Annotated in this window: 19 protein-coding genes; 3 read left to right on the top strand and 16 right to left on the bottom strand. The window is 24.2% G+C overall.

All coding sequences use genetic code 4. The annotated features are described in order from the left end of the window. Positions 1 to 25 precede the first annotated feature (25 nt). Positions 26 to 1,609 carry an ATP-binding cassette domain-containing protein gene (locus AAHM92_RS02325; protein WP_500223019.1) on the top strand — a complete coding sequence of 528 codons (1,584 nt, stop codon included), beginning with the start codon at positions 26 to 28 and terminating at the stop codon, positions 1,607 to 1,609. 126 nt (positions 1,610 to 1,735) lie between these two features. Here AAHM92_RS02325 and AAHM92_RS02320 read toward each other — a convergent pair whose 3' ends face one another. Both AAHM92_RS02320 and AAHM92_RS02315 read right to left on the bottom strand, forming a co-directional pair. Further along, entirely contained in the window at positions 1,736 to 3,049 is a 1,314-nt protein-coding gene (locus AAHM92_RS02320) for an FtsX-like permease family protein (RefSeq protein ID WP_500223017.1), read from the bottom strand. Then, a complete protein-coding gene (locus AAHM92_RS02315; protein WP_500223015.1) occupies positions 3,050 to 3,760 on the bottom strand; it encodes an ABC transporter ATP-binding protein in 711 nt (236 codons plus the stop codon). It lies immediately after the preceding gene. Between the two features lie 532 nt (positions 3,761 to 4,292). On the opposite strand from AAHM92_RS02315, the gene AAHM92_RS02310 reads away from it, so the two are divergent. Together AAHM92_RS02310 and AAHM92_RS02305 are read left to right on the top strand one after the other, a co-directional pair. Continuing rightward, positions 4,293 to 4,484 carry a hypothetical protein gene (locus tag AAHM92_RS02310; protein WP_500223013.1) on the top strand — a complete coding sequence of 64 codons (192 nt, stop codon included), beginning with the start codon at positions 4,293 to 4,295 and terminating at the stop codon, positions 4,482 to 4,484. Positions 4,485 to 4,757: 273 nt separating this feature from the next. Continuing rightward, a complete protein-coding gene (locus tag AAHM92_RS02305) occupies positions 4,758 to 5,072 on the top strand; it encodes a hypothetical protein (protein ID WP_500223011.1) in 315 nt (104 codons plus the stop codon). Between the two features lie 1,557 nt (positions 5,073 to 6,629). Here AAHM92_RS02305 and AAHM92_RS02300 read toward each other — a convergent pair. The 14 genes from AAHM92_RS02300 to AAHM92_RS02235 all read right to left on the bottom strand — a co-directional run bounded on the left by AAHM92_RS02300 (position 6,630) and on the right by AAHM92_RS02235 (position 25,018). Continuing rightward, positions 6,630 to 7,349 (bottom strand): hypothetical protein, encoded by a 720-nt coding sequence (locus AAHM92_RS02300; RefSeq protein WP_500223010.1) that lies wholly within the window; start codon positions 7,347 to 7,349, stop codon positions 6,630 to 6,632. 1 nt (position 7,350) lies between these two features. Next, on the bottom strand, positions 7,351 to 8,268 hold the full coding sequence (locus AAHM92_RS02295) for a lipoprotein (RefSeq protein ID WP_500223008.1): 918 nt from the start codon (positions 8,266 to 8,268) through the stop codon (positions 7,351 to 7,353). 925 nt (positions 8,269 to 9,193) lie between these two features. Continuing rightward, positions 9,194 to 11,542 (bottom strand): PTS fructose transporter subunit IIABC, encoded by a 2,349-nt coding sequence (locus AAHM92_RS02290; RefSeq protein WP_500223006.1) that lies wholly within the window; start codon positions 11,540 to 11,542, stop codon positions 9,194 to 9,196. Between the two features lie 10 nt (positions 11,543 to 11,552). Further along, positions 11,553 to 12,491 (bottom strand): 1-phosphofructokinase, encoded by a 939-nt coding sequence (locus AAHM92_RS02285; RefSeq protein ID WP_500223004.1) that lies wholly within the window; start codon positions 12,489 to 12,491, stop codon positions 11,553 to 11,555. Positions 12,492 to 12,494: 3 nt separating this feature from the next. After that, a complete protein-coding gene (locus AAHM92_RS02280; protein WP_051372143.1) occupies positions 12,495 to 13,217 on the bottom strand; it encodes a DeoR/GlpR family DNA-binding transcription regulator in 723 nt (240 codons plus the stop codon). Between the two features lie 81 nt (positions 13,218 to 13,298). Next, positions 13,299 to 13,574, bottom strand: a complete 276-nt coding sequence (locus tag AAHM92_RS02275; RefSeq protein WP_023789247.1) for a SemiSWEET family sugar transporter — start codon at positions 13,572 to 13,574, stop codon at positions 13,299 to 13,301. Next, positions 13,575 to 13,892: a SemiSWEET family sugar transporter gene (locus AAHM92_RS02270; RefSeq protein ID WP_500223002.1), complete on the bottom strand. Its 318-nt coding sequence runs from the start codon at positions 13,890 to 13,892 to the stop codon at positions 13,575 to 13,577. It lies immediately after the preceding gene. 327 nt (positions 13,893 to 14,219) lie between these two features. Continuing rightward, positions 14,220 to 16,421 (bottom strand): S8 family serine peptidase, encoded by a 2,202-nt coding sequence (locus tag AAHM92_RS02265; protein ID WP_500223000.1) that lies wholly within the window; start codon positions 16,419 to 16,421, stop codon positions 14,220 to 14,222. Further along, entirely contained in the window at positions 16,402 to 17,412 is a 1,011-nt protein-coding gene (locus tag AAHM92_RS02260; protein ID WP_500222998.1) for an ATP-binding protein, read from the bottom strand. Before AAHM92_RS02260 ends, AAHM92_RS02265 begins: the two co-directional genes overlap by 20 nt. Positions 17,413 to 17,767: 355 nt before the next feature. Next, positions 17,768 to 19,129 (bottom strand): hypothetical protein, encoded by a 1,362-nt coding sequence (locus AAHM92_RS02255; RefSeq protein ID WP_500222997.1) that lies wholly within the window; start codon positions 19,127 to 19,129, stop codon positions 17,768 to 17,770. Positions 19,130 to 20,584: 1,455 nt separating this feature from the next. Next, positions 20,585 to 21,148, bottom strand: a complete 564-nt coding sequence (locus AAHM92_RS02250; protein WP_500222996.1) for a lipoprotein — start codon at positions 21,146 to 21,148, stop codon at positions 20,585 to 20,587. A gap of 847 nt (positions 21,149 to 21,995) precedes the next feature. Further along, positions 21,996 to 22,226: an N-6 DNA methylase gene (locus tag AAHM92_RS02245; RefSeq protein ID WP_500222994.1), complete on the bottom strand. Its 231-nt coding sequence runs from the start codon at positions 22,224 to 22,226 to the stop codon at positions 21,996 to 21,998. Between the two features lie 892 nt (positions 22,227 to 23,118). Further along, a complete protein-coding gene (locus AAHM92_RS02240) occupies positions 23,119 to 24,768 on the bottom strand; it encodes a hypothetical protein (protein ID WP_500222992.1) in 1,650 nt (549 codons plus the stop codon). A 46-nt stretch (positions 24,769 to 24,814) separates the two neighbouring features. Further along, positions 24,815 to 25,018 (bottom strand): IS3 family transposase, encoded by a 204-nt coding sequence (locus AAHM92_RS02235; RefSeq protein ID WP_500222991.1) that lies wholly within the window; start codon positions 25,016 to 25,018, stop codon positions 24,815 to 24,817. Positions 25,019 to 25,824: the final 806 nt, after the last annotated feature.

Raw genomic sequence — 25,824 nt, 5'->3', positions numbered from 1 at the left:
AATAATTTTAGAAAGGATTAAAATTGTGAAACTTACAAGATTAACTAATAAATATTGGTATTTGATTTTCGCTTACTTTTTAATAACATCCGTTTCAAACGGTTGTATGGTTTATGCAGGATATCAATTATCTAGTGTTTTAAATAATGTCTTTGAAAAAAATATTCAAGGTGTTACAAAAGATACGATAATAGTGGCAATATCGTTTTTATTATCAATAATATCAAACTATATATCTAACATATTAAAAATATATACTGTTAAAAATATAAAAATTGAATTAAAAAACCTTATATGCAGAAAAATAATTTCATTTAGTGATCAAGAATATAACAGTTATAAAAAAGGAGAACTCATATCATGATTTACAAATGATGTCAATTCAATTGAAAATTTATGCATAGAAAACTTGTTCAATGTGATCAAAAGCTTGTCTGCTATAATTTTAGCAACGTATGCTATTTTTACATTTCATTGAATAATAGGTTTATCACTTTTAGGGATAACAATACTTATGATAGTACTACCGACATTAGTTCAATCAATTGTTACTAAAAAAACTGAGAAAATGTCAAAAGAGAGAGAAATTTTTTCAAGCAAGGTTGAAAACCTACTAAATGGTTATATAGTTTTTTCGTATGCAAATGAAAAAAGAAAGTTTGCAAACTTGATAAACATAGCTAATAAACGCGAAGAAAAAGCTGTCGCTTCTTATCAATATGTAAACGCTTTTCAAGGTTTAATCTTATTCTCTTTATTTATTTCTAGTCAAATGATTATGCTATTTGTTTCAATTTTCTTATCATTAAATAATTACACAGAAGTTGGTTCAATACTTGCAGTCACAAATATATCAGGTACATTTTTTAATGGTGTAAACGGTTTATTCGGTTCTGCTTTTATTATAAAAGCAGGAACTATCATAATCAAAAAATTTAATTATAACGAGAAACAAGTACATCCAAAAAAATTTATTGCTTTTGAAAAGTTAGAAGTAAAAAATTTAAGCTATAAAGTTGCTGAAAAAGACATATTCAAAAATATTAATTTAACTTTTGAAAAAAATAAAAAATACTTGATTGTTGGTGATTCTGGAAAAGGTAAAACTACTTTACTAAATATTATTTTCGGTTTAATAGATAACTATCAAGGTAATTTGATAATAAATGAAAAACACGATTATAAATCATTGAGTAAGGAGGATATTAAAAATTTAATTTGATATATGCCCCAAAAAACTATCATTTTTAATGATAGTTTGAGAAATAATATTTCTTTGTTTGATCCAAGTATTGAAGATGGAAAACTATTCAAAGCTTTGGAAAACGTTAATTTGAATGAATTAGCAAATTCCGCTAGTTTGGAAAGTGATTTAAATAATGACTTCAGCAATTTGTCTGGTGGTGAGTTACAAAGAATATCAATAGCAAGATCTTTAACACAAAATAAACAAATATTGATTTTTGATGAAATAACTTCAAATTTAGATAAAGGAAATAGAGAAATAATAGAAAATATTATAGGTGGTTTAAAGAAAACTATTATATTTATTTCCCACACAACTAATATTTTAAACAATCAAAATTTTGATGAAATAATAAAATTATAACTACAATTCTCCTTATATACATTTATGTTTATTTATTCATAAATTCTATATATGGAGATTTTTTTTATGACTAAATATAACATTATAAAAAAAATAAAATATCTATACTACATTGAGATATTTTATTTAATCGTATTTGTGCATTAATTTTTTGTTGTTGTAAATACAAAATGGAATCACTAATAAAGTAGTTACTAATAAAATTAAAATATTTATTATTGCTATATTTTCAAATAACTTTAACAAGTTAAAATTTGAAGCATTAAATCCATAATAACAGAATATAAATATTGAGAAAAATAATGTTGAAACAAACAGACTTATAAGAGTTATTACAAAGTTTGTAATAATAATGACGAACATTATCTGCTTTTTACTAAAACCAATTTTGTATATCACCTTATAATTACTTTCTTGACTTGTAAAAAATGCTACTAACGTGTTTGTGAATACTATTAAACCAAATATAGAATTTATGATTAAGAGTATATAAATCCCCCTATTGTTTTGTGAGTTATTTTTTTCTACTGCACTAAACGAATATGTAGAATAAATATAATAAGCAAACATTGAAAAAGCCATTAACAAGTTAATAAGAACAAAAATTTTATTAATATTTTTAATTAGAGATTCTAAAACAATTGTTTTATAAATGCTTTTTGATCTTTTGTTAAATAGTTTTAAAAAGTAACATAAGAGTTTTTTTCCTATAAGACTGAAAGCAAAAACAAAATTTATAATAACTATTATCAATAAACCTAATCCTAAACCTCCTCGCATAGTGTAACTGTTTGACAATAATGCAATGAATATCAAAGAGAAAATAGAAGAAAAAATAATACGTAGATTTCTTTTCTTCTTACTTTCTGGTATATCAAAACTCACGCTCGTTATTTTTCTTAATCTTTTTGTTGAAAAATATGTTGAAAGCATTGTAATTAAAATAGTTGCTAGCACAAATATATAATGATATGAGTACTCATTATATATTTTAAAATTACTTTCAATTACTTGCTTATTTTTTAACTCCTTTAGAATAAAATTTGCAAATGGAATATTTAAAAAGAAGGAAAATAAAATTGCAATAGTCATGTAAATAAAAATTTCAAGAAAAATAAATACTCTCAGTTTTGTGTGACTGATACCAATAATTCTAAGCAATTTAAAACTAGAATCTCTTAAACTTATAGATAATGTGATAAGACTAAAAATAGAGAAAATTGATACAAAAAATATTATACCTACTATTCCATTAAAAAAAGTTAATGGACCTAAAGGGTTTGTTAATTCCAAAACATCTTTATAAGCATATGCATAAATAGTATTAGCAAGTAGTAAACCAAAAGTGAAAATGAGAAATGTTGATAATATCAATGTTAATAAAACCCCGATTGATATTACTATATTCTTTTTAAAATAAGATAAAAATAGATTATTCATTTATTTGGAGTTAAGTAGATATCTTTCTACATTTTCAACATTTTTTATTCCATTATATTTCTTTAAGGTTTTATTATCAATTATAAATATACTATCACTTTCAATTGCAACATAAGGATCATGAGTAACTAATATCAAGGTTTTATTATACTCTAAGCAAAGATCTTTAAGTAGTTGTGTGATGTTATTTCTATCCTTTATGTCCAAAGAACCCGTTGGCTCATCAGCTAAAATTATATTGCTATTGCACATTATCGATCTTGCGATTGCTACTTTTTGTTTTTCACCACCAGATAAATAATTTATTTTATTCTCGAGTTTATTTGCTAAATTTAGTTTATCAATTACATACTCAAATTTTTTTAAATCAAGCTTTGTTTTAGTTAATTTAGAAATTAGTAATATATTATCTCTAACGTTTAAATAATCTACTAAGTTTAGATCTTGAAATATGTAGGTCATATTCTCTCTACGATATTTTGTTAATTTTGATTCCTTTAAAGTATTAATACATTTATCATTAATATAAACTTCGCCTTTTAAAGGTTTTTCTAAACCATATAAAATGTTTAGTAAAGTTGTTTTTCCAGATCCTGACAAACCAATTATTGATACAATGTCACCAGCATAAAAAGTACAATTTATGTCTTTTAAAATTTCAACGTTTTTTATGTGGTGACATATATTTTTTAACTTGATGGTTTTATTCATGTACTTCAACTCTCTTCTTTTTTTTAAATTTCAGATAAAAAATTTTATATGAAATTCTGTTTAAAAAATACCAAATATCAAAGATTTTAAAAATAGTATTTTTAAATGGTTACGATTTTATTTATAAAACAAATCTAATAATTTAATTAAATTTGTTTTTCAATACTAGTATAAACGAATTTCCTAAATTTACTTTTTCAATTTATGTTAACACTAAATATGAACTAACAAAAAAGCAAAAAAATAGTGAAAAGGTTGATTAATGGATATTATTAAATACAGTAAATATACTTTGACAAGTAAAGGGTCACCCCAAACTACACAAAAATTATGTATATAATTTTTATAGGAGGGTGTCTTTTTTATGGCTAAAACAAAACTATTTACTGCAGATGAAAAAATGAAAATAGTAAATGAATTTTTAACATTTGACATAAGTGCAGAAAAATAGCAGAAAAATATAATATTAAACAACCATGTACTATTTATCAAGGACAGAATAGGTATGTAACTAGTGGGGTCCCTAGTTTATTTGATCAAAAAAGAGGTAGAAAATCCAATATTGATAAACAAAAAAAACATCGAAAACATCAAACAAGAGTTAAGTTTTTTAAGAAAAGAGATGCAAAATAAAAATAAGGAAAATAGAGAGTTAATTAATAAGGTCGAAATTATGGAAAAGTTCACAGCATCTCTGGTAAAGGATTTTAAAAACAAAAAATAAACATTGAATTTTATAAAATAATAAGTAAATACTTGCAAAAAAAATATAAAACTTTCATGACTATTAAATTTATTAAACATTAATTTTAAAACTTATAAAAGTTGAGTTAATAATGGTTCGAAAGATTATAAAACAAAAAGAAATAATTCTTATGATCTATTCATAAAACTAGTATTTAATGATTGTGACTTAAAATATGGTACACACCGTAAATGAGGTCATAAAAAAATAGCTCTAAAATTCGGTATTGGTAGAAAAACAGTTTTAAGCTCAATGAAAAGTCAAGGACTTTTTCCTGATAATTGTGAAAAAAGTAGAAAGTGAAAATCTTATGTTAGTGGCAAAAAAGAACCTGTAAATACTGCTCCAAATTTATTGAAAAATCCAATTACTGGTAAAGTAGAATTTTTTGCTTCAAGACCATTGGAAAAAATATGTTTAGATATATCAGAATTTAAGTTTAGTAACTCTAAATTATATATGTTTGCATATATTGATGTTTATTCTAGATTACCTTTAAAAACTTATTTTTCAAGTAATCAAACTACAAAAGAATTAATAAAATCGCTATATATATTAAAAAAATAACTACAATATATGTAATTCAATTATCCATACAGATAGAGGAGCCCAGTTTAGAAGTATTAGTATGATGGACTTTTGTAAAGCAAATAAAATACAACAAAGTATGACGGATGGTTATGCTTCATAACAAAACGCAATAGTAAAAATTTTTTTTAATATTATTAAACAAAATTATTTTAAAGGATACAAATTTTTAAACAAAACAGAATTTCTATCTTGAATGGAAAATTGTATCTGAAATTATTCAAACAATAGAATAATAAATAAAAAAAATACTCCTATAGAAATGTACAAGAGTAATTTGTTAAAATAATTGTAGTTTGGGGTGACCCTTTATTAAATGTAATTTTTTTTAATAAATTTTATATATAAAATGCAAAAAAATCATAAACACTTATAATATAATAAGAATTGAAGATTTGTATAGATAATGTTGAATCAGCAACTTTAGACTAATAATAATGTATTAAAAATTATTTTTAATTGACTTTAAAAAATTTTAAAATGTTATATTTCTTTTTATTCAATAAATAATAAAATTAATTTCATTGTATAATTATTTATTACATTTCATAAATTAATAATTAATAAAATTGAAACAAAATCTATTAAACATTTAATAAATAATTATTTTGGTTCTAACAAAGTTTCAAAATTAAATCCACTTTTATTATTTCGTTTTTACACAATTGTTCCATCATTTAATAAATTTATTTGTTTTATCAAACACTTATCTGTTTGAAATTTAATTCGTATTTCTAATTTATTTTTCACTGTGTAATTTTCTGTTAGTATCTTTAAACCATAAATAGTTAAGTTAGTCACTATATTATCATCTCTAAGCAAGAAAAAAATCAATAAATAGAATCTAAATAATTGCTTTTACCTGAACTGATCTCTCCAAATAAATAATTTAATTTATTATCTAAAATTTCAAGTGTTTTATGGCCATTAGTTCAGTTTCTAAAATTTTTTATTCAAAATTTAAATTTTCATTTTTTGTTACCTTTCTAATAGATTACCAAAAAATTTTATCAAATATGTATAAAAGAAAGAATTTAGAAAGTTTTATGTTTTAAAAGTGAATATAGGTAGCTTTTATAAAACTTAAAAAAATTTATTCAAAATTAAAAAAGTAGATGAAAATCATTCATATGAATAGTTTTATAGTTTTTATTACCAAGTATTGAGTCCTGACTAGGACTATCATAATAACTAATATTATGAATGTAATATTTAAATATATGTTCAATGAGATCGCATATATAATGATTGAATTTCTATAAGAAGCGGTTTTATTTCCATTATATTGATGATTTGGTAAATTAACATTAAATAGTATTGAATAAGTTTCAAAGTTAAAAAAACTTATTCTTATATTTTTATGACTTTACAATTATTATTATTATTATTAACTTGTTTGTGAAAGACATTATAAAAAAAACTTAGCACCTTGTAATTCATTAAACTCTATCTACAATAAAAAAACATATTCTATAATTGACAGAATATGATTAAAATTAATATTGACTGTTTTTATATTTTAATTTAAATATAAGTCTAATTAGCATTATTTTTTTGAAAAATTTCATACGCATTGCATCAAAAGTTTTTAAAAATAATTTCTGGCATATTTTTAAGTTTTGCTTGAATTTCGATACTTAGATCAATAGATTCTTTTACTAAAATTTGGTTTAAAATCCAGGAATTAGCTCTAATATATTTCAAAAATAATTTGTATAATTTTTCATAATTTAATGAATAATTAATTTTATTTATATATCTTTTTCGTGCTAGTTCTAAATATTTTATATAATTATTAAAAGGTAATAAATTTAAATCATATGATATATCTTCGTAGTTTTTAGCATTTATAAATTGACTATTTATAAATTCTTTTACTTCGTTATAATTTGAAAACTTGATTAATTTCATTCTTTTAGAGCTTATATAGATAAAATACATTATAGAAAAGATTGAAATTGTATAAACAATAGAATTAGATAACATATATTGTAAATAACCATTGTCATTTTGTGAATATATAAAACAACTTCCAATAAAAATTATTGAATTTAAAATAATGAAAAAAATATAAGAAGTATATATTTTTCATTTTTCATTTTTTATGTAAATTGGAAAAACTGTTGTAAGGGTTTCTTTATTAAATATTTTTTTAACTGAAGTGATATTTCTTCATAAAATATATTGAAAAATCATAAATCCAAAATAACCTGAAGATATAATAGGAATAATACCTAAAGAAATATAGTATCACATTCTAAAATTTTACCAAATCTATTCATGCAACTATTGCTCCAATTGTTGCACATAAAGCAATTAAAGCAGGCATACATCAGCAAAGAGGAGTTATACATGTCAATGTGGGTAACAATATATTTCTAGCTGTTGATGCTAACACTTGACCTAATGCAATTGTAGCAGTAAGTGCTGAACCAAACTTACTTCAGTTGTTCATTTCGTTGTCATATTCTACCAAGGCTATGCTCAAACCACCTGCTGTAGCACTCAATATACCCGCTGCAGTTGAACACCCAATAGCTCAAGGAATAGTTGAACCAAAACTTCAGAAAGCACCTGCTCAAAAACCTGCTGCAGCTATCGCAGAAGCTGCGGCTAAACTAGCTATAGTAACTTTTGCTATTTTTAATTTTGAAACTAGTTCACTATTTTTTTGATATGATGATAATTTTTCAATATAATTAATATTCTCACCAAAAATATTTGAATTAGTTTTTTCATATTGATTCAAAAAATTTGTATAGTCTTTTTTTTGATTCATGTCCTTGAATTGATTAAAACCATCTTTATAGGAATTTTCAAATCTTTCATTATTCAATTTAATATAGTCTATAGTTTGTTCCAAACTTAAATTCTGATTTGAGAGTTTACTAAGAATTTCTTGTGATTTACTTTGTGAAAATTCAATGTATTTTATAATTTCACTTTGATTTATTTTTTTAGAAAAATTTGAATTGTTTTCATTATTGTACACTATGCTTTTTTTTACATTATCGAATAAGCTTATAAGTGCTTGATTTGTTTCACTTCAGTTTAATTCATCTTTAATTTCATAATTTGAATTATTTTTCTGAACTTCGCTTTTTGAACTTATTAAATAACTAGCTCCTGAGGCTGTTATAGAAAAAGTTCCTACTATGCTTAGTAATTTTTTCACATTATAATACCTCCATTAATTACTTAATAATATAATAACAATTAATTGTTTATATTTGTGAAAAAAAATAAATAAATTTATTTTTTTCTACCTAAAATTGAAAATTTTTGGTGGCAGGATAAGCGTGGTTAGCTCTTTTTTCAAAAAACCCTTTAATAAAGGTTTTTTTTCTCAAAAATTGTGCTAGCACTTACCATTTTTGCACTAGCATAAATGCAGCACAAAAAAAGTTTGGAAGACAAGTTGGTTTTTTCTTATTTTTGCAAATTTATTTGATACTTTTGTTTTATTTATTGATTAAATTTCTTATTATATCACCATATAGGTTTTTAACAGCTTTTATTATAGGTATATTTACTCTATATAAACTTTTATATTTTGATTTAATAACTTCATCTACTAATATAAAGTAATCATCAACTATTTTATCTTCAAGTAATTTATCACTGTAATGATATAAATATGGATATATGTTTACCCCATTAATTCTTGCTACATTTATATTAATTAAAAATTACTCCAATAGAAATGTACAAAAGTAATTTGTTAAAATAATTGTAGTTTGGGGTGACCCTTTAAAGTATACGAAATGTTTTTTATATGATTACTTCATTAATGTTTGAGTTTTTTTAGTTATATAAAATTATATGATTATCAGATGTTTTTTGACTAAAAAAGTTATTATGTTTAATTTCATTTTAATTAAAAATTTATGTGCTGATTTTTAAATAAAGTACTTGCACGGCAACTTTTTAGTATCGAGATTCAATTTGTTTGATTTGGTTTTATGAATTTTATATAATAAAAATTCTCCTTGTATAAATTTATGTTTTTTACATAATAATACTCAGAGAATTATATTTACACTTGTTTTATGTGTAAAATTTTTTTTAAAAGATATACTTCAATAATATTATTGAATAAATTATTTAGCTTTCAACTTTTGTTTTTCAGCCAACTGTTTTTGATATTCATTTTGTTTAATTTTCAAGTTTTCCTCGAATTGATTATATTTATTTAGTTTGCTTTCTAAAACAGCAATTTTTTTGTCATTACCTGTATACTTAGAAATTCTATTTTGAATTGATTCTCTAACTCCATTAGTACCTGAAAGTACTAATTTACCGTTTTTGATATCTGCCATTCTTCAGAATCCTAAGATTATACCCATAATTATTGAACCAACCATAAATGCTGTAATAAAGAAGGCAATACCAAGTCCTTTTGATAAGGCTACATCATTAAATACTAATGAATTAGTTAAAGGTGCTATGAATATTCCACCATGTGGAGCTGTAATAGTAATTTGCATTGCACCAGCGATGGCTCCAGCGATTGCACCACCAACCATAGCTGATACTGAAATTCTTTTTGGATCTTCAATCATAAATGGAATTGCACCTTCTGAAATGAAACATACTCCCATTAATCAGTTAGCTTTTGCAGAGTCTTTATGTTTTGCACTTCATTGTCTTGGGAATAAAACAGTTGATATTGCTATTCCGATTGGTGGAACCATTCCACCAACTAAGCTTGCTGTCATAATCATAGTTTGTGATGAATATGCTGCACTATTTGGGTCTTTAACCAATTGATTTCCAACAGCTAAAACTCCAAGTGAGTAAGCGATTTTATTGATTGGACCACCCATGTCAACACACATCATAAATCCGATTAATGTACATACTATGAATAATAAATTTTTGTCTGCTAAGAATACAATACCTTCTTGTAGCCCTAACATTACGTATCCTAAAGGAATATTAATTGCTAACATAATTAAAGCAATTGCTGCTAATGATAACACAGGAACAAAAACAATGTCTCTAGCTCCTTGTAATCCTTTTGGTAGATTTTTCATCATTTTTGCTAAACCAAATACTGCTAAACCTCCAAGGTAGGCACCAATTAAAGCACCAATAAATCCTGATGAAGGAACTTTTGTGATTGCTTCAGGAAGGAATCTTGATCATCCTCCACCTCATGATTTAACAGTACCATAAACGAAACCATCTCCATTAGAAATAAGTCCAGCAACTGCTCCAACCATCAATCCTTGTGCTCCTACTAATGAGTAACACACGTATGCTGCCAAGATTGGAATCATTAATTCCATTCCTATTTTACCAACAGCAGTGACTGCTTGAGCAACTCCCCAAACAGAACCAAAACTGCCAGAATAATAATACTTAGCACCATCAGATGCTACTCAATAACCAACCGCGTTTTTGAAATCATCAAAAACTTTTCCGTTAAATATTTGATTGAATTTATTTTCATCAGCGATAGCAGTAATTCCTAAAGATGCTGTATAAATATAGTCTAATAGGAAACCAAATCCTAGAATAATACCACCTGCAACAACAAATGGTAACATTCTTGATACACCTGCTAATAAATTATCTTTTACTTTTTTAAATTGCTTTAATGTTAATTCTCCAGATCCTGAATCCTCATCATCTTTTGCATTTTCAACTTTTTGAGCTCTTGGGTGATTATCAAATCCAACGATTAGATCTTTTCCCTTATAAATAGCTTCTTTAGTTGTTGTATCGATTACTTTGTAACCGTTAAATCTAGCCATTCCTTGAATAGCCTTATCATGTGCTAAAATAATAACTTTTGCATTTGCAATATCATCTGCAGTAAGTTTATTTTCTACACCCCTACGACCTTGTGTCTCTATTTTTACACTTAAACCTTGTTGTTCTCCGTATTCTTGTAACTTTTCAGCTGCAAGATATGTATGAGCAATTCCAGTTGGACAAGCAGTAATTCCGATAACATCATATTTACCATTTTTTGGTGCGTTATCTTTTTTTTCTTTTGGTTGACTAAATAAAGTTTTTACAGTGTCAACACTTTTTGCACTTCTTAGTCCTGCTTGAACTTCTTGTTTTATTAAATAACCTGATAAACTTGCTAAAGCATCTAAATGCTCATTTCCATCTTTTCCATTTGTCATGATCATAAAAACCAAATCAACTGGTTGATCATCTAATGATTGTCAATCAATTTTATTTTTTAGTTTTACAAATGCAATTGCTGATTTTTCAACAGTTGGATTTAATACGTGTGGAATTGCAATTCCATCACCAATACCTGTTGAACCTTCGCCCTCACGTTTGTAAACTGCGTCTTTAAAATCTTTTTCGTCTTTTATGAATTTTTGTGATTTTAATTTTGAAGTTAAAAATTCAATAACTTCGTCTTTTGTATTTAAATCTTGTTCAAAAAAGGCGATTTGTTTATGAAACAGTTCTTTTAATTCCATAAGAACCTCCTTATATTTTTTCTACTGTTATTTTATTAACTAATGATTGTATTTCTTCTTTTGAAGCTAATCATTCATTAAAAGCTGTTGCAGCACCACTGGCAGCTGCATATTGTAGTGTTTCTTCAATAGATAACTTTTGGCCTATCCCATGAACAAAACCAGCGAGCATACTATCTCCTGCTCCAACTGAGTTTACCAACTTACCTTTTGCTACACCAACTCTATATATTTCACCTGACTCTGTAAAGTATAAACTACCTTGTGAACCTTTACTCAACAATATGTTACGAGCTCCCATATTCTTCAATTGAAGAATAAGTTCTTTTGTTTCATCAAAAGTAATGTCTTCTTTGAATTCGATATTTAAAGTTGAGCAAATTTCTTCTAAATTAGGTTTAATTAAAAATGGTTTCTCTTTTAAAGCATACTTTAATAACTCGTTTGTGGCATCACAAACGAGTGTTGCATTGTGTTTATTTGTTAATTTTCCGATTTCTTGATAAATTGTTTTTTCAATTCCTCTTGCAACACTTCCTGTGACCATAACAATGTCATTAGGTTTGATAACTCCATCTAAATATTTAATAAGTTCATCAATGATAGAACTCTGAGTTTCAAAACCTAAACCGTTAAGTTCTGTTTCTTGTTTAGACTCAAGATTCTTAACTTTATAATTAACTCTTGTTTTGCCTGGATTTAATAAAAATTTATTATTTAAATTTACTTCATTAAATTTTTCTAAAAATATGTCTTTATTTTCATCACCAAGGATACCTATTGCTTGGACATCAGAACCTAAATTGTTCAAAATGATACCAGCATTAATTCCTTTACCACCGACTACTTTATACTCATCATTGTAGTAGTTTGTTACACCCAATTCAACCCGCCTATCTGTTAAAATGATATGATCAATTGCTGGGTTTAATGTTATTGTATATATCATATTTTATACCTCTTCATTTATAAGAGCTATTTTGCTCTTGTCACTAAATCTTACAAAGGATTTAGAATTCATTTTACTTGTGTCTGCTAAACCAAAAGCAAACTGTGCGTTTTTGATAATTTTCATTTTAATCTCTGCTTCGTCATCGTCAGTAGTATAAAAATTAAATTCCTTATCTATGGCGTTAATTCCTAAGAAAGCTACATCAAAGTTATACTTCGAAATTGCAGCAATAGTTTCAACCCCACAAATAGCACCCGTCGATAGTTTTAATTTACCAGGTAATAAATAAATGTCTCTTATTCCATTATTTGCTAAAACCTGAGCATTAATTATTGAGTTTGTGTAAACCTTAACATTCAAATCCTGTGTGATAAGTTTAGCTAAAAAGTAAGTTGTTGATCCTGCATCTAAAAATACAGTTTCAAAAGGTTTAATACAATTTAAAGCCTTTGAAGCAATTAGTTGTTTTGCATCAATGTTAGAAGTTAGTTTTTCATCTAGTTTTGCCTCTAAAATAGACTTTTCTTTAATGGATTGAGCTCCACCATGAACACGTTTTAATTTTTGTTCATAATTCAAATCCGTTAAATCTCTTCGCAAGGTGGTAAAAGGAATATTAAGTTCTTTAGAAATTTCTTCATTTGAACAATAACCGCTTTTATTTACAAAATCGATTATCAGTTTAAGTCTTTCTTCTCTCAACATATTTAGCACCTCACTCATATAGTACTCTTATAAAATAAGAAAAACAACCAAAAACAACCAAATTTTCTAAAATACAACCAAAAACAACCGATTATATTGTTAATCTTTTTTAGATTTATTAATTTCTCATATTTTGAATGTTAAAATGAAACTTGCAATTATAAAAACTATTACATTAGTTACTATCAAGGGATAGTTCATAATCATGACAGCTGCTATCAATCATAACAGTGCAGCTAGAACTGCAATAATGTACATTATCAGGGAAACATCTTTTGAAGATTTTGTTACTATAATTTTAATAAGTTGTGGAATAAATCTAATACAACTTACTATAGTCGCAAATCATGAAACTATTTGAATAAAAATTTCCATTTAGAGTTCCTCTTCTTTCAGTTGGTTCTTAGGTACTTTATTTTTCAAGATTGAAATTGACTTCAAAATCATCAAAATAACACCAAAACTAAATAAAAGTGTGTTTGTAAAAGCTAGTTGAATCAAAGTACTTTGACCATACAAAAAAATTTGTAAATAAGCATAAATACATCAACTTCCATTCCCAAATACAAAACACAAGATTGTAAATAAACTTACATCTCTGGCACTTTTTGTTCTTCACATTTTAATTATTTGTGGTATTAGTGACGATGCTAATAAGATTGATGCAACTCAACTAATTATTAAATAAGCCATATATAATCTCCTAGTAAATTCATTATAATTATTAAACTCTGAGTTTTTTTTTTTTTTTTAAAAAAAAAAAAAAAGCCTCCGAACCTTTTATTTTACAAATTAGAAACGGATTTACATTATTATTAAATATTGAAATTTATATATCGTTATTTATAGAAAAATATAAATTTATTATAATAGTTATTACAAATACACGAAACCTAGATAGTCATAAAAAAACTCCTTACAAAAGTTGTAAAGAATTACAATGAACTATTTTTGATAATTGTTATAAAAAAGTAAAACTAATTTAAAGTCTTTATATTTTAAGTATGGCGATTAACTCCGTTAAAGATTTTCGTATAAAATCTCATGAACTCCTTCTTGAAGTATGTTTTTTTCATTAAGTAATTCAAAGTTATTTAACGAACCTAAATTTTTTTCCTTAAGTAAGATTGCACATCCATACCTGATTTCTTTGTCATTTCTATTAAATAAATCATTACAAGTTACTCTCAAGTAGAACTTATCAGAATGGCTTACATATCCATGAGGGTTGATGAAATCCTTATTAATTAATACTTTGTTTGGATCATATTTTTTAAAGTGTCTTATCAATTCTACTTCAAAAGCATTTTTGCCGTTTGTTTTTGAAGTTGTTTTAGATTTAAATATATCCTCTTTGCCACCATCTTTTTTTTGATGCACTATTTTAAAAGTTATATCAACAGAGGAATATTCGTCACCTAGTTTATTTGAAGGTATAACAAAATAAGATAATCCAAGTGCATATGTAAAATCTTGTCTAATTTTTTTTGTATTATCAACATCATTAATAAAAGTCGGAAGTTTAATTTCAATAATATTATCTTCCTTAGGTTTAATTTTTCCTTCACAAATTAATAATACTTTGTCTAAATTATTATCAAAGTGAATGTTTGGTAACTTGTAAGTTGATATTTCTGATAATAAATTTATGATGGCCTTTACTGATTCTAAACTCAAATTATATTTATTCATTAAGTAGCAACATTTTCTAGCTGTTAAAGGTGCTGAAAAAGATGTTCCTGTATCTCAAACTAGATAGCCATGGCTATCAATAGTGTATTGAAAATTGTTAGAGCTATTTTGAGCTTCTAAATCATTAGAAATCTCATATGTATTAGGTTTTTGGAATCTTCCGAAAATATTTTTAGAACCAGAATAACTAGCTATTTCTAGTTTACCGGTATTTGTTTCATATAAAGAACCAACAGTTATTGCAGACAAGGAATCAGCTCCCCCAGCAATTGCTCCTTTAATATTGCCAGCAGAGATTACAAACAACACATTATGTTTGCTTTGTAAAATATCAAAAAATTGACCTAATAATGAAATACCATTTACTTCATTTATAGAATCGATTGATAAATTTCAAATTTTTATTTCACTTGAAAAGTCTTTGATAATTTTTTCTAATTTTTTCATAAAATAAAATATATTAATTTTTCCAAGGGGTAAAACTCCAAATAATTTCACTTTGAATATTCCTAAATCATCTTTATATCTTGGATTAATTATATCGTGACCTACTATTAAAGTAGATACAGATGTTCCATGACTATAGTCTTTTTGAAACATATTACCTTCAATTTGAGGTAGTGGTTCTTCAATATAATCAACATAATTTTCTCAACCTTTACTAAAGGAACCGTAAGTATCAATAACACCGATTGTGCCATTTGTTTCTAAGTTAGGTTCAATAGAAATGGAATCATTCATTTTATTATCACCTTCTGATATCTCAATCATTAAGTTTCTTGAAGCACTTGAAATCAAAAAAGGAAAAATTTGAATTATTTTATTTATAGTTATTTTATCTAAGTTTATAAATTTATCCAAAGCTATTAAAGAATCATCAATTTCAATACCTTTAGTTTTTAACTTCTCAATCAAATTTACAAAAGTATCTAACTCAAAAAAAGTTATAATTTGACCTTCTTGAAATAAATTTTGATTAGAAAACTCAATAAATGCTATTTTATAAAAATCATTGTAAGATTTTTCAAATCAATGAAGTTTATTGGTTTTGATGTAATTATTAATTTTAGCATTCATATTCTTTTTATTAATTTTAGAAAGTAGATAATCTTTTTTTAGTTTTTTAATCAACCCAACTAATTCACTAGGTCAATATTTTATTAGATCTTCTAATTTATTTTTCGTATCTTCCACATCAACTTTAGAACATGAATAAACAATATCTATTTGATCTTCTAGTTTACCATTTTCAAAAATATAGTTCGACCCAATTTGCATTGGTTCTTTTTTGTTGTTTTTGAAGATGTGTTTTATTCTATCACTTTTTGGTAGTAATCTATTGAATCTAATTTTTATTGGCAGCTGATAAAAGTCTTTTTCATATACTACAAATTTATCTATAACTTCATTTAGTTGTTTGCGAAATCTTAATAATAAATCAAAATCTAGTGTTCATTTAAAATAATCAGGAGATTGCCTTTTTATATTCTCAATCCTTAAATTTGGATTTTTAAAGTGTATTAATTTCATTTTTTTGTCTCCTTAAAGTTGAATAACTTTTATTAAGAATCTTTGCTTTGTCCTTATCAGAAAGTTCCTTAGATAATAGTATGTCTTCTTCCTTAAAACCTAATATTTGAAAAATAGCGTGTTCAAGATTAAATGCATTAAACAAGGAGATTGTAATAATATCTTCTATTTGCGAATAATATAAATCCACATTTTTGAAACTCAATATTTTACTCACAACGTTTTTATCAAATTCAATATCTTTTTCGGTTGCTAATTTAAACAATCTTTCTTTGAACATCTCAATTTCAATAGAATAAAAATGTATTTTTACATTAAACCTTCTTAATGTAGCGGAATCAATCATATCAATTCTATTTGTAATTGCAAATAGAATTGATTCTGGCAATAACTTATCAAGCATTAAATTAAAACTTCCGATCATTCTGTGATATTCCTTATTCATATATTCATCTCTTGATCCTATAACTGAATCAAACTCATCAATAATAAATATGCTATTTTTATAATGTGCGAGAATATCTTTAAAGAGTAAATCAATATTTTTTTGGGTTTGTCCAATTAAAGAAGAAACTAATGACGAGGCATTAATGCTATAAAGTTTTCTATTTGTTAAGTTGGCTATATCTCTTACAAAAGTTGTCTTTCCTGTACCAGGTTTACCATAGAGAATAACTTTTAAACATCCAAATTGTCTTAATTTTATTTTATTATTGATAATGTCAACAAATTTATTCAAATCTTTACTATTTTTATTAAGAATTTCATCGCTGATGGGGCTTTCTTCAAGGATATTCAATTCACCTATATCGTTATTATTTGATGAACTCGATACTGTTTGTTTTGATCCCAAAATACTTAATATATATTCTGCATCCTTATATTTTCCTTCACCTCTTAGTAATTTAGCGTAATTTTTTAATTTTAGTATTGCTTCATCAGAATTTGATAATAAAGCAAGATCAATTATATCTTTGATTGAATTGTCCATATAATTCGCTCCTATCTAATCATTTTGATTTTAACATTATATAAAAGAAATGAGTAAATAATAATTATTTGTGGTCAAATAATGAGTGAATGTGAGTAAATATCAATCAGTTTTGAGTAATTTTCTTAAAGATTTGAGTAACATAGCAGGAATAAACATTATCAAGAAATTAAAAAACTCACGAATAAAAAGTAGGAAAAATAAATCCAAGACCAATAAAATAATTTTAAAAAATAGTTTGTATTTGTTTTATTTTACTATAGATAGTAATTTGTCATCAAAAAAAACATCTTTGATAAAATTTCACAATAAAAATCTCTCTTTTATTGTTAACTTTATTTCGGATGTTTAATGATTAATAATTATAATTTGTATCGATTTTTGAGTAAAAAACTTTATTAGGTATACCTGATTTATTAACTGGTTGTATTCCTATATAGATAAAATGGTCTTCATTATCGTTCAACTCTCTTAAATAGTACTTATTGATGGTTGTCTGACCAAGACGATATCAATTAATCCCATCATTTGAATAAAAGATATTGAAGTAATCACTTTCCTTGTTGTCTATATCTCAATTAAATCTTATATTTACATTGTTATTGTCAGATGATCTTTTAACAACATACTCGTTTTTTATTTTTTTTACCGTAGTTTCATTAGTTAATTGCTCAGCATCCAAGTTTTTAGAAATGTTAAATCCACCAACAGAATATAAAAACTTAGTTTCATTAGCAGGATTTATTTTAAGTCCTAATTTAGCAATCCTATTTTCACTATTAATACCTGATAGCTTACTCAAATCAGCTGTAACTTTATACCAACCATCATTAATTTCTGTTATTTTTGTATCATCAATGACTTTTGGTCCTTGATTTTCATTTGATGTTGTATAAGTTATTTTGGTATTTTTATCATTAATGATGTCATTTGACTTTGTATCACTTTTACTTTTTTTGACAAAATAACTAACATTGTAATTGTTTTTACTTAGATTAGTTCCCATTATATTTCAATAATAATCTTGATTTGGATATCATATACCTGGTTTTACAACTCCATCATTATCAAAGTCATAACCCATACCAACAGAAATGGAATTACCTTTCATGTAAGGATTGTAATAATCAAAATATGGTGCTAATTGCCCTTTACTTGTAATTGTACTTACGTTTTTCTCACCATCTAGAGTATTAATTTGAATTGTGTCATGAACTTTTTCTTTACTTCAAAAATCTCATTGATATGTTGGCATAACATCTCCTAAGCGAGAATTTGTTCAAGGAGTAATTTTGTCATAAAGTGCTTTGCCTTTACTATCTCTGTTAATAAATTTAATTCCCGAACCAGTAGAAAAATAAGTTGTCATCGATGGATCATTTTCAATTTCTTTTGGTTCTTTGTTACTGTAACTACTGTAATCGTTATCAATAACTGTATCTGCTACTACGGTTTTCTCTAAAAATGAACTCCCTACTCCAACACTATATTTGTAAACATTATTCTCACTTCGTTTAAATAAATAATCGATAGGAGAAATTGATAAACTTTTATTAAATTTTTTGAAATTGATTCTTGGATCGTATTGATAAAGTTCATCAATATCTTGTTGTCCTTGCGAAATCATATCAGTAAAACCTTTCTGATCGTTTTCAAGATAACCATTTTTTCCAACCATTTGATAAGTTGAGTATAAATTTGATAATTCTTGTTGCATTAGTAAATATTTATACTCGTTTTGATCATTTATTAAGTTTTCTGAATTAGTGTTAATACACCGCTTAATGTTATTGGTAATAAATATCTACTTCTTATTTTTTTCTTTTTCATTTAATTTCTCTTAAATTGTTTATATAAGTTTACAAGGACAATATCAATCATAAGTTTCGTAACTTTTTTAGTGTTTTATTAAAATTAATATCGTTTTGGGTAAGAAATATCCAAAAAAATCATGATATATGCGTATTTTTGCTGAAAGCTTGACAACAGTTGCTCATAACCCTTTCAAATATAACCTAATCTTTTAAAAGTGTTCACATTTGATTGATTAAACATTTAGAATTAATAAATACAAGATTATTTACTACTATATTATTAATTCTCACTTGTAATTAATAGGCTCAGTAATCTTACAATTTTATTAATGAGAGCACTTATATATTCTTTAATTTTTTTTCTTAGCTTAGAGTTAGATTCATCATTCGTTATTATACTTATATATAGTCTTGTAATACTTTTTATTATTTCAGAATGTTCAATCAATTCATTAACTTTTTAAAAACCTTATTCTCTATTTCTAATGAATACAATTTTATGTTGTATATGCAAATTTTTTTATTTTTTAAATTGCTTTTAATCTTTATGTTGTGCTTATTGTGTTCTCTGGTTTTTGGAAAAAATAACTCATAACCAAAAGCTTCTCAATCTACAAATATACTCCAAACTGTTGAATATGAAATGTAGTACATTTTGATAGATTTTTATACAATAATTTTGATCAAAAAACTTGATTATCAAATATTATTTATTATCAATATTAAGAATATTTGATTTGAATTCTTTCGAATTTACCACATGAAAAAATTTTATTTGTTAATTTCATGTTTTTTTAACATAATGTATACTTAGAAAATTATATTAAAAACTATTATATAAAAAATTATTTATTTTAAAATATAAAAATATATTCTCTAGTGTATATTGAAAGGAAAGTTATTTAGCAAACTCAACAGTTTTGAAATTTTTATTATTTTTGTGTGGTTTATAATTATAATTCCGTTTTTAAGAACTTTATATTTTTACTCATAAAAGCATTTCTTAAAATAATAACCTTTAAGATTTTTTTATTCATGCACGTCTTAAATTTGACAAATTCTTATTTAAATATTATCGTATATGAACTTTCTTTTTTTTGTGACCTTATACTAAATTTCTACTGTGATACTACCATATATTCTATTTGTTATTTAATTCTTTAAAGGTTACTAGTTTATACATTGTTTTTTACTAATTATAGTTTCAGTTTAAAATTTAACAAAAGTATTTTTTTATTAAATTTTTCATATAAAAATCCTCTATTTATAGATTATATTAGAGATCTTTTATTCTAATTCTATAATCAGAGGATTATATTTAGTTATATTTATTTTATTTTTTTATGCATTTCAATCAACTAACTTATTTTGATTATTTTAAAATATAAATTTTCGACACTTATTAATTCAAGTGTTTCTTTTTCTTTATTATGTTTTACTTTTATAAAAAAGTAATTTAGTTTGAATTCAGTATCACCCTTATTACCTTTAATTGTAAAAGTGTTAAGCTCATCAAAAGTTTCATGATTTTCATCATAGTTAATTTCTTTTAAATTTTTTGTTTGTTCAAACAGAGGTGCATGTTCATCAAAATCAGTCATTGCAGTACCTTCCAAAGAAAATGATTCACCCAAACCAAACTCGAATAATTTATTTTTGGTATCACCGTAATCATCAGCTAGGCTTTTTTCGTCTGCACTTAACTTAAATTTCCTATATGTATCATCGCCTCCCCCATTAGATAAATGTAACTTACTATTAGATTTTAACAAACTAATAAAATCGGAGTCTTTTTTACCTTCAATGTAACTTAATTCTGTTGCTTGTTTTTTTTCTAACGGTTTATTTGAACAAGATATTGCAACAGGTGAAGCTGATACAACTACTCCCATTGCTCCTAATAAACTTAATATTTTTTTCATATTTTTTTATATTTCCTTCCTTTATTACTATTTTTATTTTAAAATATAATTTCACTTTTTCAAGTTTAGTAAAAACTTAGAAAAAAATTTTCAGAAATAATAAGTGAATCTATACCAAGTAATTAATAAAAAATTATTTCCATAATTATAACAAATAATTGGAGAAACTATGAAAAAGAAATTTTCAGACAATAAAAACTAATGTTATTTTGGGATCTTTCTCTAAACAAAGAAAAAAAAGAAAGAAATACTGCACGTCAATTTGGATGAGTCATTAGGCTCATAAAAAGAAAGTTAAGAAATTATCAAAAAAGGACGCAAAGGATTTTATTAATAAAAAATCTTGAAAACGCCAATCAATAATATTTAACAAAGTCTTAAAAATGAAATCTTTAAATTTTTTAAAAAGACTTATATTGACTTTAATATTAAACATTTTAAGAAAATAGTTTGAAGAGATAAAGATAGTTACTCATAAATTAAAAAACTTCTCAAAGCCAAAAAATCAATAAGACTTTACAAAAAACAATTATAAATTTGAGATTCTTAAATAATATTTTTTTATGGTAATGTCTTTAAAATCACTTATAACAAAAAAGCCCGATCCAAGTCAAAAAAAGCAAAGAAACTTTTCTGATTTTATATCAAAAATTATTGCTTTATTATAGGATAAATAATAAAAGACTTGAATTATATTTACTTTATCATAGATTCAAATTTTTTTATTTGAAACTAAGTTTTTTACAAAAAGCATACCTTTATTTTCTTATAATAACTCTAGAGTTTTAATAATAAGATTACCCGGTCCGCAAGCAACATCTATTAAGTCTTCTTTATCATAATTTTCTTATAAAAATTCGCCCATAAACCTCGCAACATCTTCCGGTGTATAATATTTACCTAAATCTTTTTTATATGATTTGTTTATATATGCTAAACCATATTCATATAAGTATGATAAATTATTATAATTTAAAAAATCATTTTTATTTTTACTATTAGTTTTTAATTTCTCTAAAAATATATTTCAGGTACTTTTTAATCCTAACTTATTAAATAAAAGTAAATTTATGTCCATCGAGTAATTTTCAAGTCCCCATTTATTTAGAAAAAAATCTTCAAAATTTTCATATTCTATTAGAGTATCCTTAATTTTTTTCTAATGAAATAATTCATAAAACTAGTTCGATTCATAAATACTCTTTTAAAAATATATACTTCTAAAATTAGAAACCAGCAAACAAAAATTAACTAATGTTCTTATCAATAAAAATAAACTATACATTTCAAAACAAGAATCTGCAAATATTCCAAAAGTGCCTTATGAAGTTTGAATTCTTTTTTATGTTGAATATTTAAATTAATTTCAGTATTCTGCAAACATGAAAAATACATCATTAATTCAATGCTTTTACCAAATACTTGTGCTTAATGCTAAATTCTAACATTTACAAAGTAATATTATATTATGACAACCTTTCATAAGTTATTTTACTACAAAAGATAAATTTAAATATTTTAATCCATTTAAATGATTACAAAGTCAGCTTCGTAAATATTTAATTAATATAATGACATCTATAATATTTTCATATTAATTTTAAGTTTTTTGCTTAAAGAAATATTATACGCTATCAAATTATTATCAAATCAGTTATAAGCAAATTATCCAATCAATTTAACATTTTTTATCGCAATAACGAGGTATAAATAGTAAACATTTGTCCCTAGCTTATGTAAATCAATTTTTAAATTTTTTCAAATATTTATTGTAGAACTTTACTTTTTTGTCACATGTATACACTTAATTTTATTATTATTTTTTTAAAAAAAAACATACTTTATAATTGACAGAATATGTTTATAAAAATAATTTATTGGCTAATTTTATTTTGTGACGTATCGAGTTATAAATTATTTTCAAAAATAAATATTATTATCAGATTTTTAGATTTTTTACTACCCTCTTATTAATCAAGTGCTACTTTTCTATATCTTAAGTAAGATAGACCTCCAATCATAATAAAAATAGATAAGTAAGAAAAATATAAGGCAAAATAACTTGAAAAACTTACATTTACTTCTTCAAGATCATCTAATTTAATTGGACGGTCATTTTCATCCCTATTTTTAAAATATTTAAACTCTAAAGGAATAGTTGGTGATTCAAAAGTATTATAAAATACTCCTCCCGATAAACTATTGTAATAATATAAACTGTTTTTTGAAAAGTAATTACCAAACTGTAATTGTGCTAATTGATTAAAAGGATTGCTATTTGCATTCCTTTTTAAACCATCAACCAAACTTTGTTCTGGTGATAAATCAATTTTTATGTTTTTTTCATACTTCTGTCTAATGTTATCTTGTCAATTAAAAATATCATATGCTATCGAAGACAAGAAATAGTAAAAATCATATTGATCACTTGTTTTGTAATTTTTAAAAGTTTCATCAAAATAACCATCAAGTACAGATCTAGAAATAAATGATTGATTAAGGTATGCAATGGACAATGGTGATTTTTCTAAGTATTCTAAAAAGTAGTTAGAATAATCTTTTAATATATTCAAAAAATTAGAATATTGTTCATTTTTTGATAATCCTATAATTTTATTAATGATGTTGTATATTAAGTTTTGTTTTAATGTTTTATAACTAGCATAGTTTTTTCTATAATTGTATACAAAACTATCTTCTAATTTAAAACCAGTTGAATCTGGATTATTAAATAAATGATAATTATCATTAAATAACTTATCCATATCTTTAATAAAATTTATAAAATTATCACCATAGAACTTTTTATCATCAGAAGTTAAATTGTTCATAACATATCAATAATTTCCATAAGCTCATTGATACTTGTCGAAACTACCTCTATTTTCATATATTTTTTCAAAGTTTGGTAAAAAATCATTAAAAGTTTTATCTGATTTTAATTCATTATTAAAAGACGTTCATTTTTGAAATGTTGTTGTGTATGACCCATATCTATATAAATTTATACAGTCATTATATCTAAAAGAACTAAGTGTACTAGATAATGAAATCAAACAAGAAATAATACTAACAATAGTTAAGACAACTTTTGAATTAAATATCATAATAAAAAAGAATGTTATTGAAAATATCATTATTGCTAAAAGAAAGTAAAAATACATAAAGTTAATAACTTTATGTCTCGTTTCTACAAAATAATCATTAATTGTTAATGTAAATAGCGATTGCATTGCTAGTAAAAATAATATTATAATTAATATGAATGATGTTATTATAACTATTCTTTGAAGATATGTTTGAAATAAGCTTATCCCACCTTTTAATTCAAGATTTATTCTGCCTTGTTTTTTATCGATATAAAAACATATTGTTGTTAAATAAATAACAATTATTGAAAGCATTAGCATGTCAAATATTTTTTTAAAAAAGAATATTTTGTTAAAAAGATCATTCATATTGTCGAAATAAATATTAGAATTAAAATAATAATTATAAAAAGAAGCTATCTCTAACAAAGTAGATATTATCAAAAAAGTTATTGTAATTGATAATAGCATTTTGTTTTTTATAACATTTTTATAGTTAAAACTTAATAATTTGAAATTTAATTTATTCATTTTATAACTTCACTCTCTAAAATAATTATAAATGTTTTTTATAAGATTACTTCAACAAAGTTTGAAGTATTTTTTTTCATAGTTTAAAATCTAAATAAGCATATACTGAAGGGCTCTTGTGTTTGATCATTATCCTTTCATAATTGTAAAACTCTATATAATTGTCAATTGCTATTTTCGACTTGAGAAACTCATTTTTCTTTAGTTTTATTTTTCACCCTTCTTTTAATGATGAAAAAAGGTTTCACACATTCCATTATCAATAGAATTACCTGGTCTAGATAATGATATTATAATATTATTTTTTTAGCATAATGCTTTGCAAATATAGATATATATTGATTTCCGTTAGCAGAATAGATAATAAGTTTTTTAAATAGACCTTGTCTATGAAACGAAAATTTCTCAAGTGTTTTTCTGTAAATATCTATATTATTTTTTTTAAAATACCTTATGAACTAATATGAATCCAGTGTTTCCGTTTTTTAAAACTTTTAAATATGCATTTTTTTTATTCAAAGGTATGTATGTAATTCCTGAGACTCAAAGTTTATTTTTTGAATACAACGATGAATTTTTGTTAACACGATTAGGATAATGAGTTTTTTTTGTTTTATATACATTTTTTTATTCTTATAACTTAATTTTAATAATTTGTTATTCTAACAACTTTAGATTGACTTACCATTACGCCTTTATTATTTGAAATAATTTTTTATCGACGTAACATAAATTTCACTGCTTATTATAAAGATTTTTTTTTATTTTATAAACTAAATTATTTTTAGCACACCATGATAATAACCCCCTCTTGTGCAATTGAATAATTTGCATATATAAATAAATGTATATTTGTTATTATATTTATCTATATTTTTGTAATACTTCATTATTTTTTTTCTGATTTTCCATCAGTTCATTAAACATTTTCGAAACCTCATTTCCCTTTTCAAATTACTTTAAATTATTGCTAAGTTCTGCATTTTTTATCTTTTGAATTAATTCTTATCTTTCAATTGTGCTTATTTGTGTTTTTTGATTTTTAAAATAAGTAAA

The organism is Spiroplasma endosymbiont of Melanargia galathea (assembly GCF_964031075.1).
GTDB lineage: Bacteria > Bacillota_I > Bacilli_A > Mycoplasmatales > Mycoplasmataceae > Spiroplasma_A > Spiroplasma_A apis.
The sequence above is the reverse complement of the archived record's forward strand: the minus strand, read 5'-3'. Positions and strand labels throughout refer to the sequence as shown.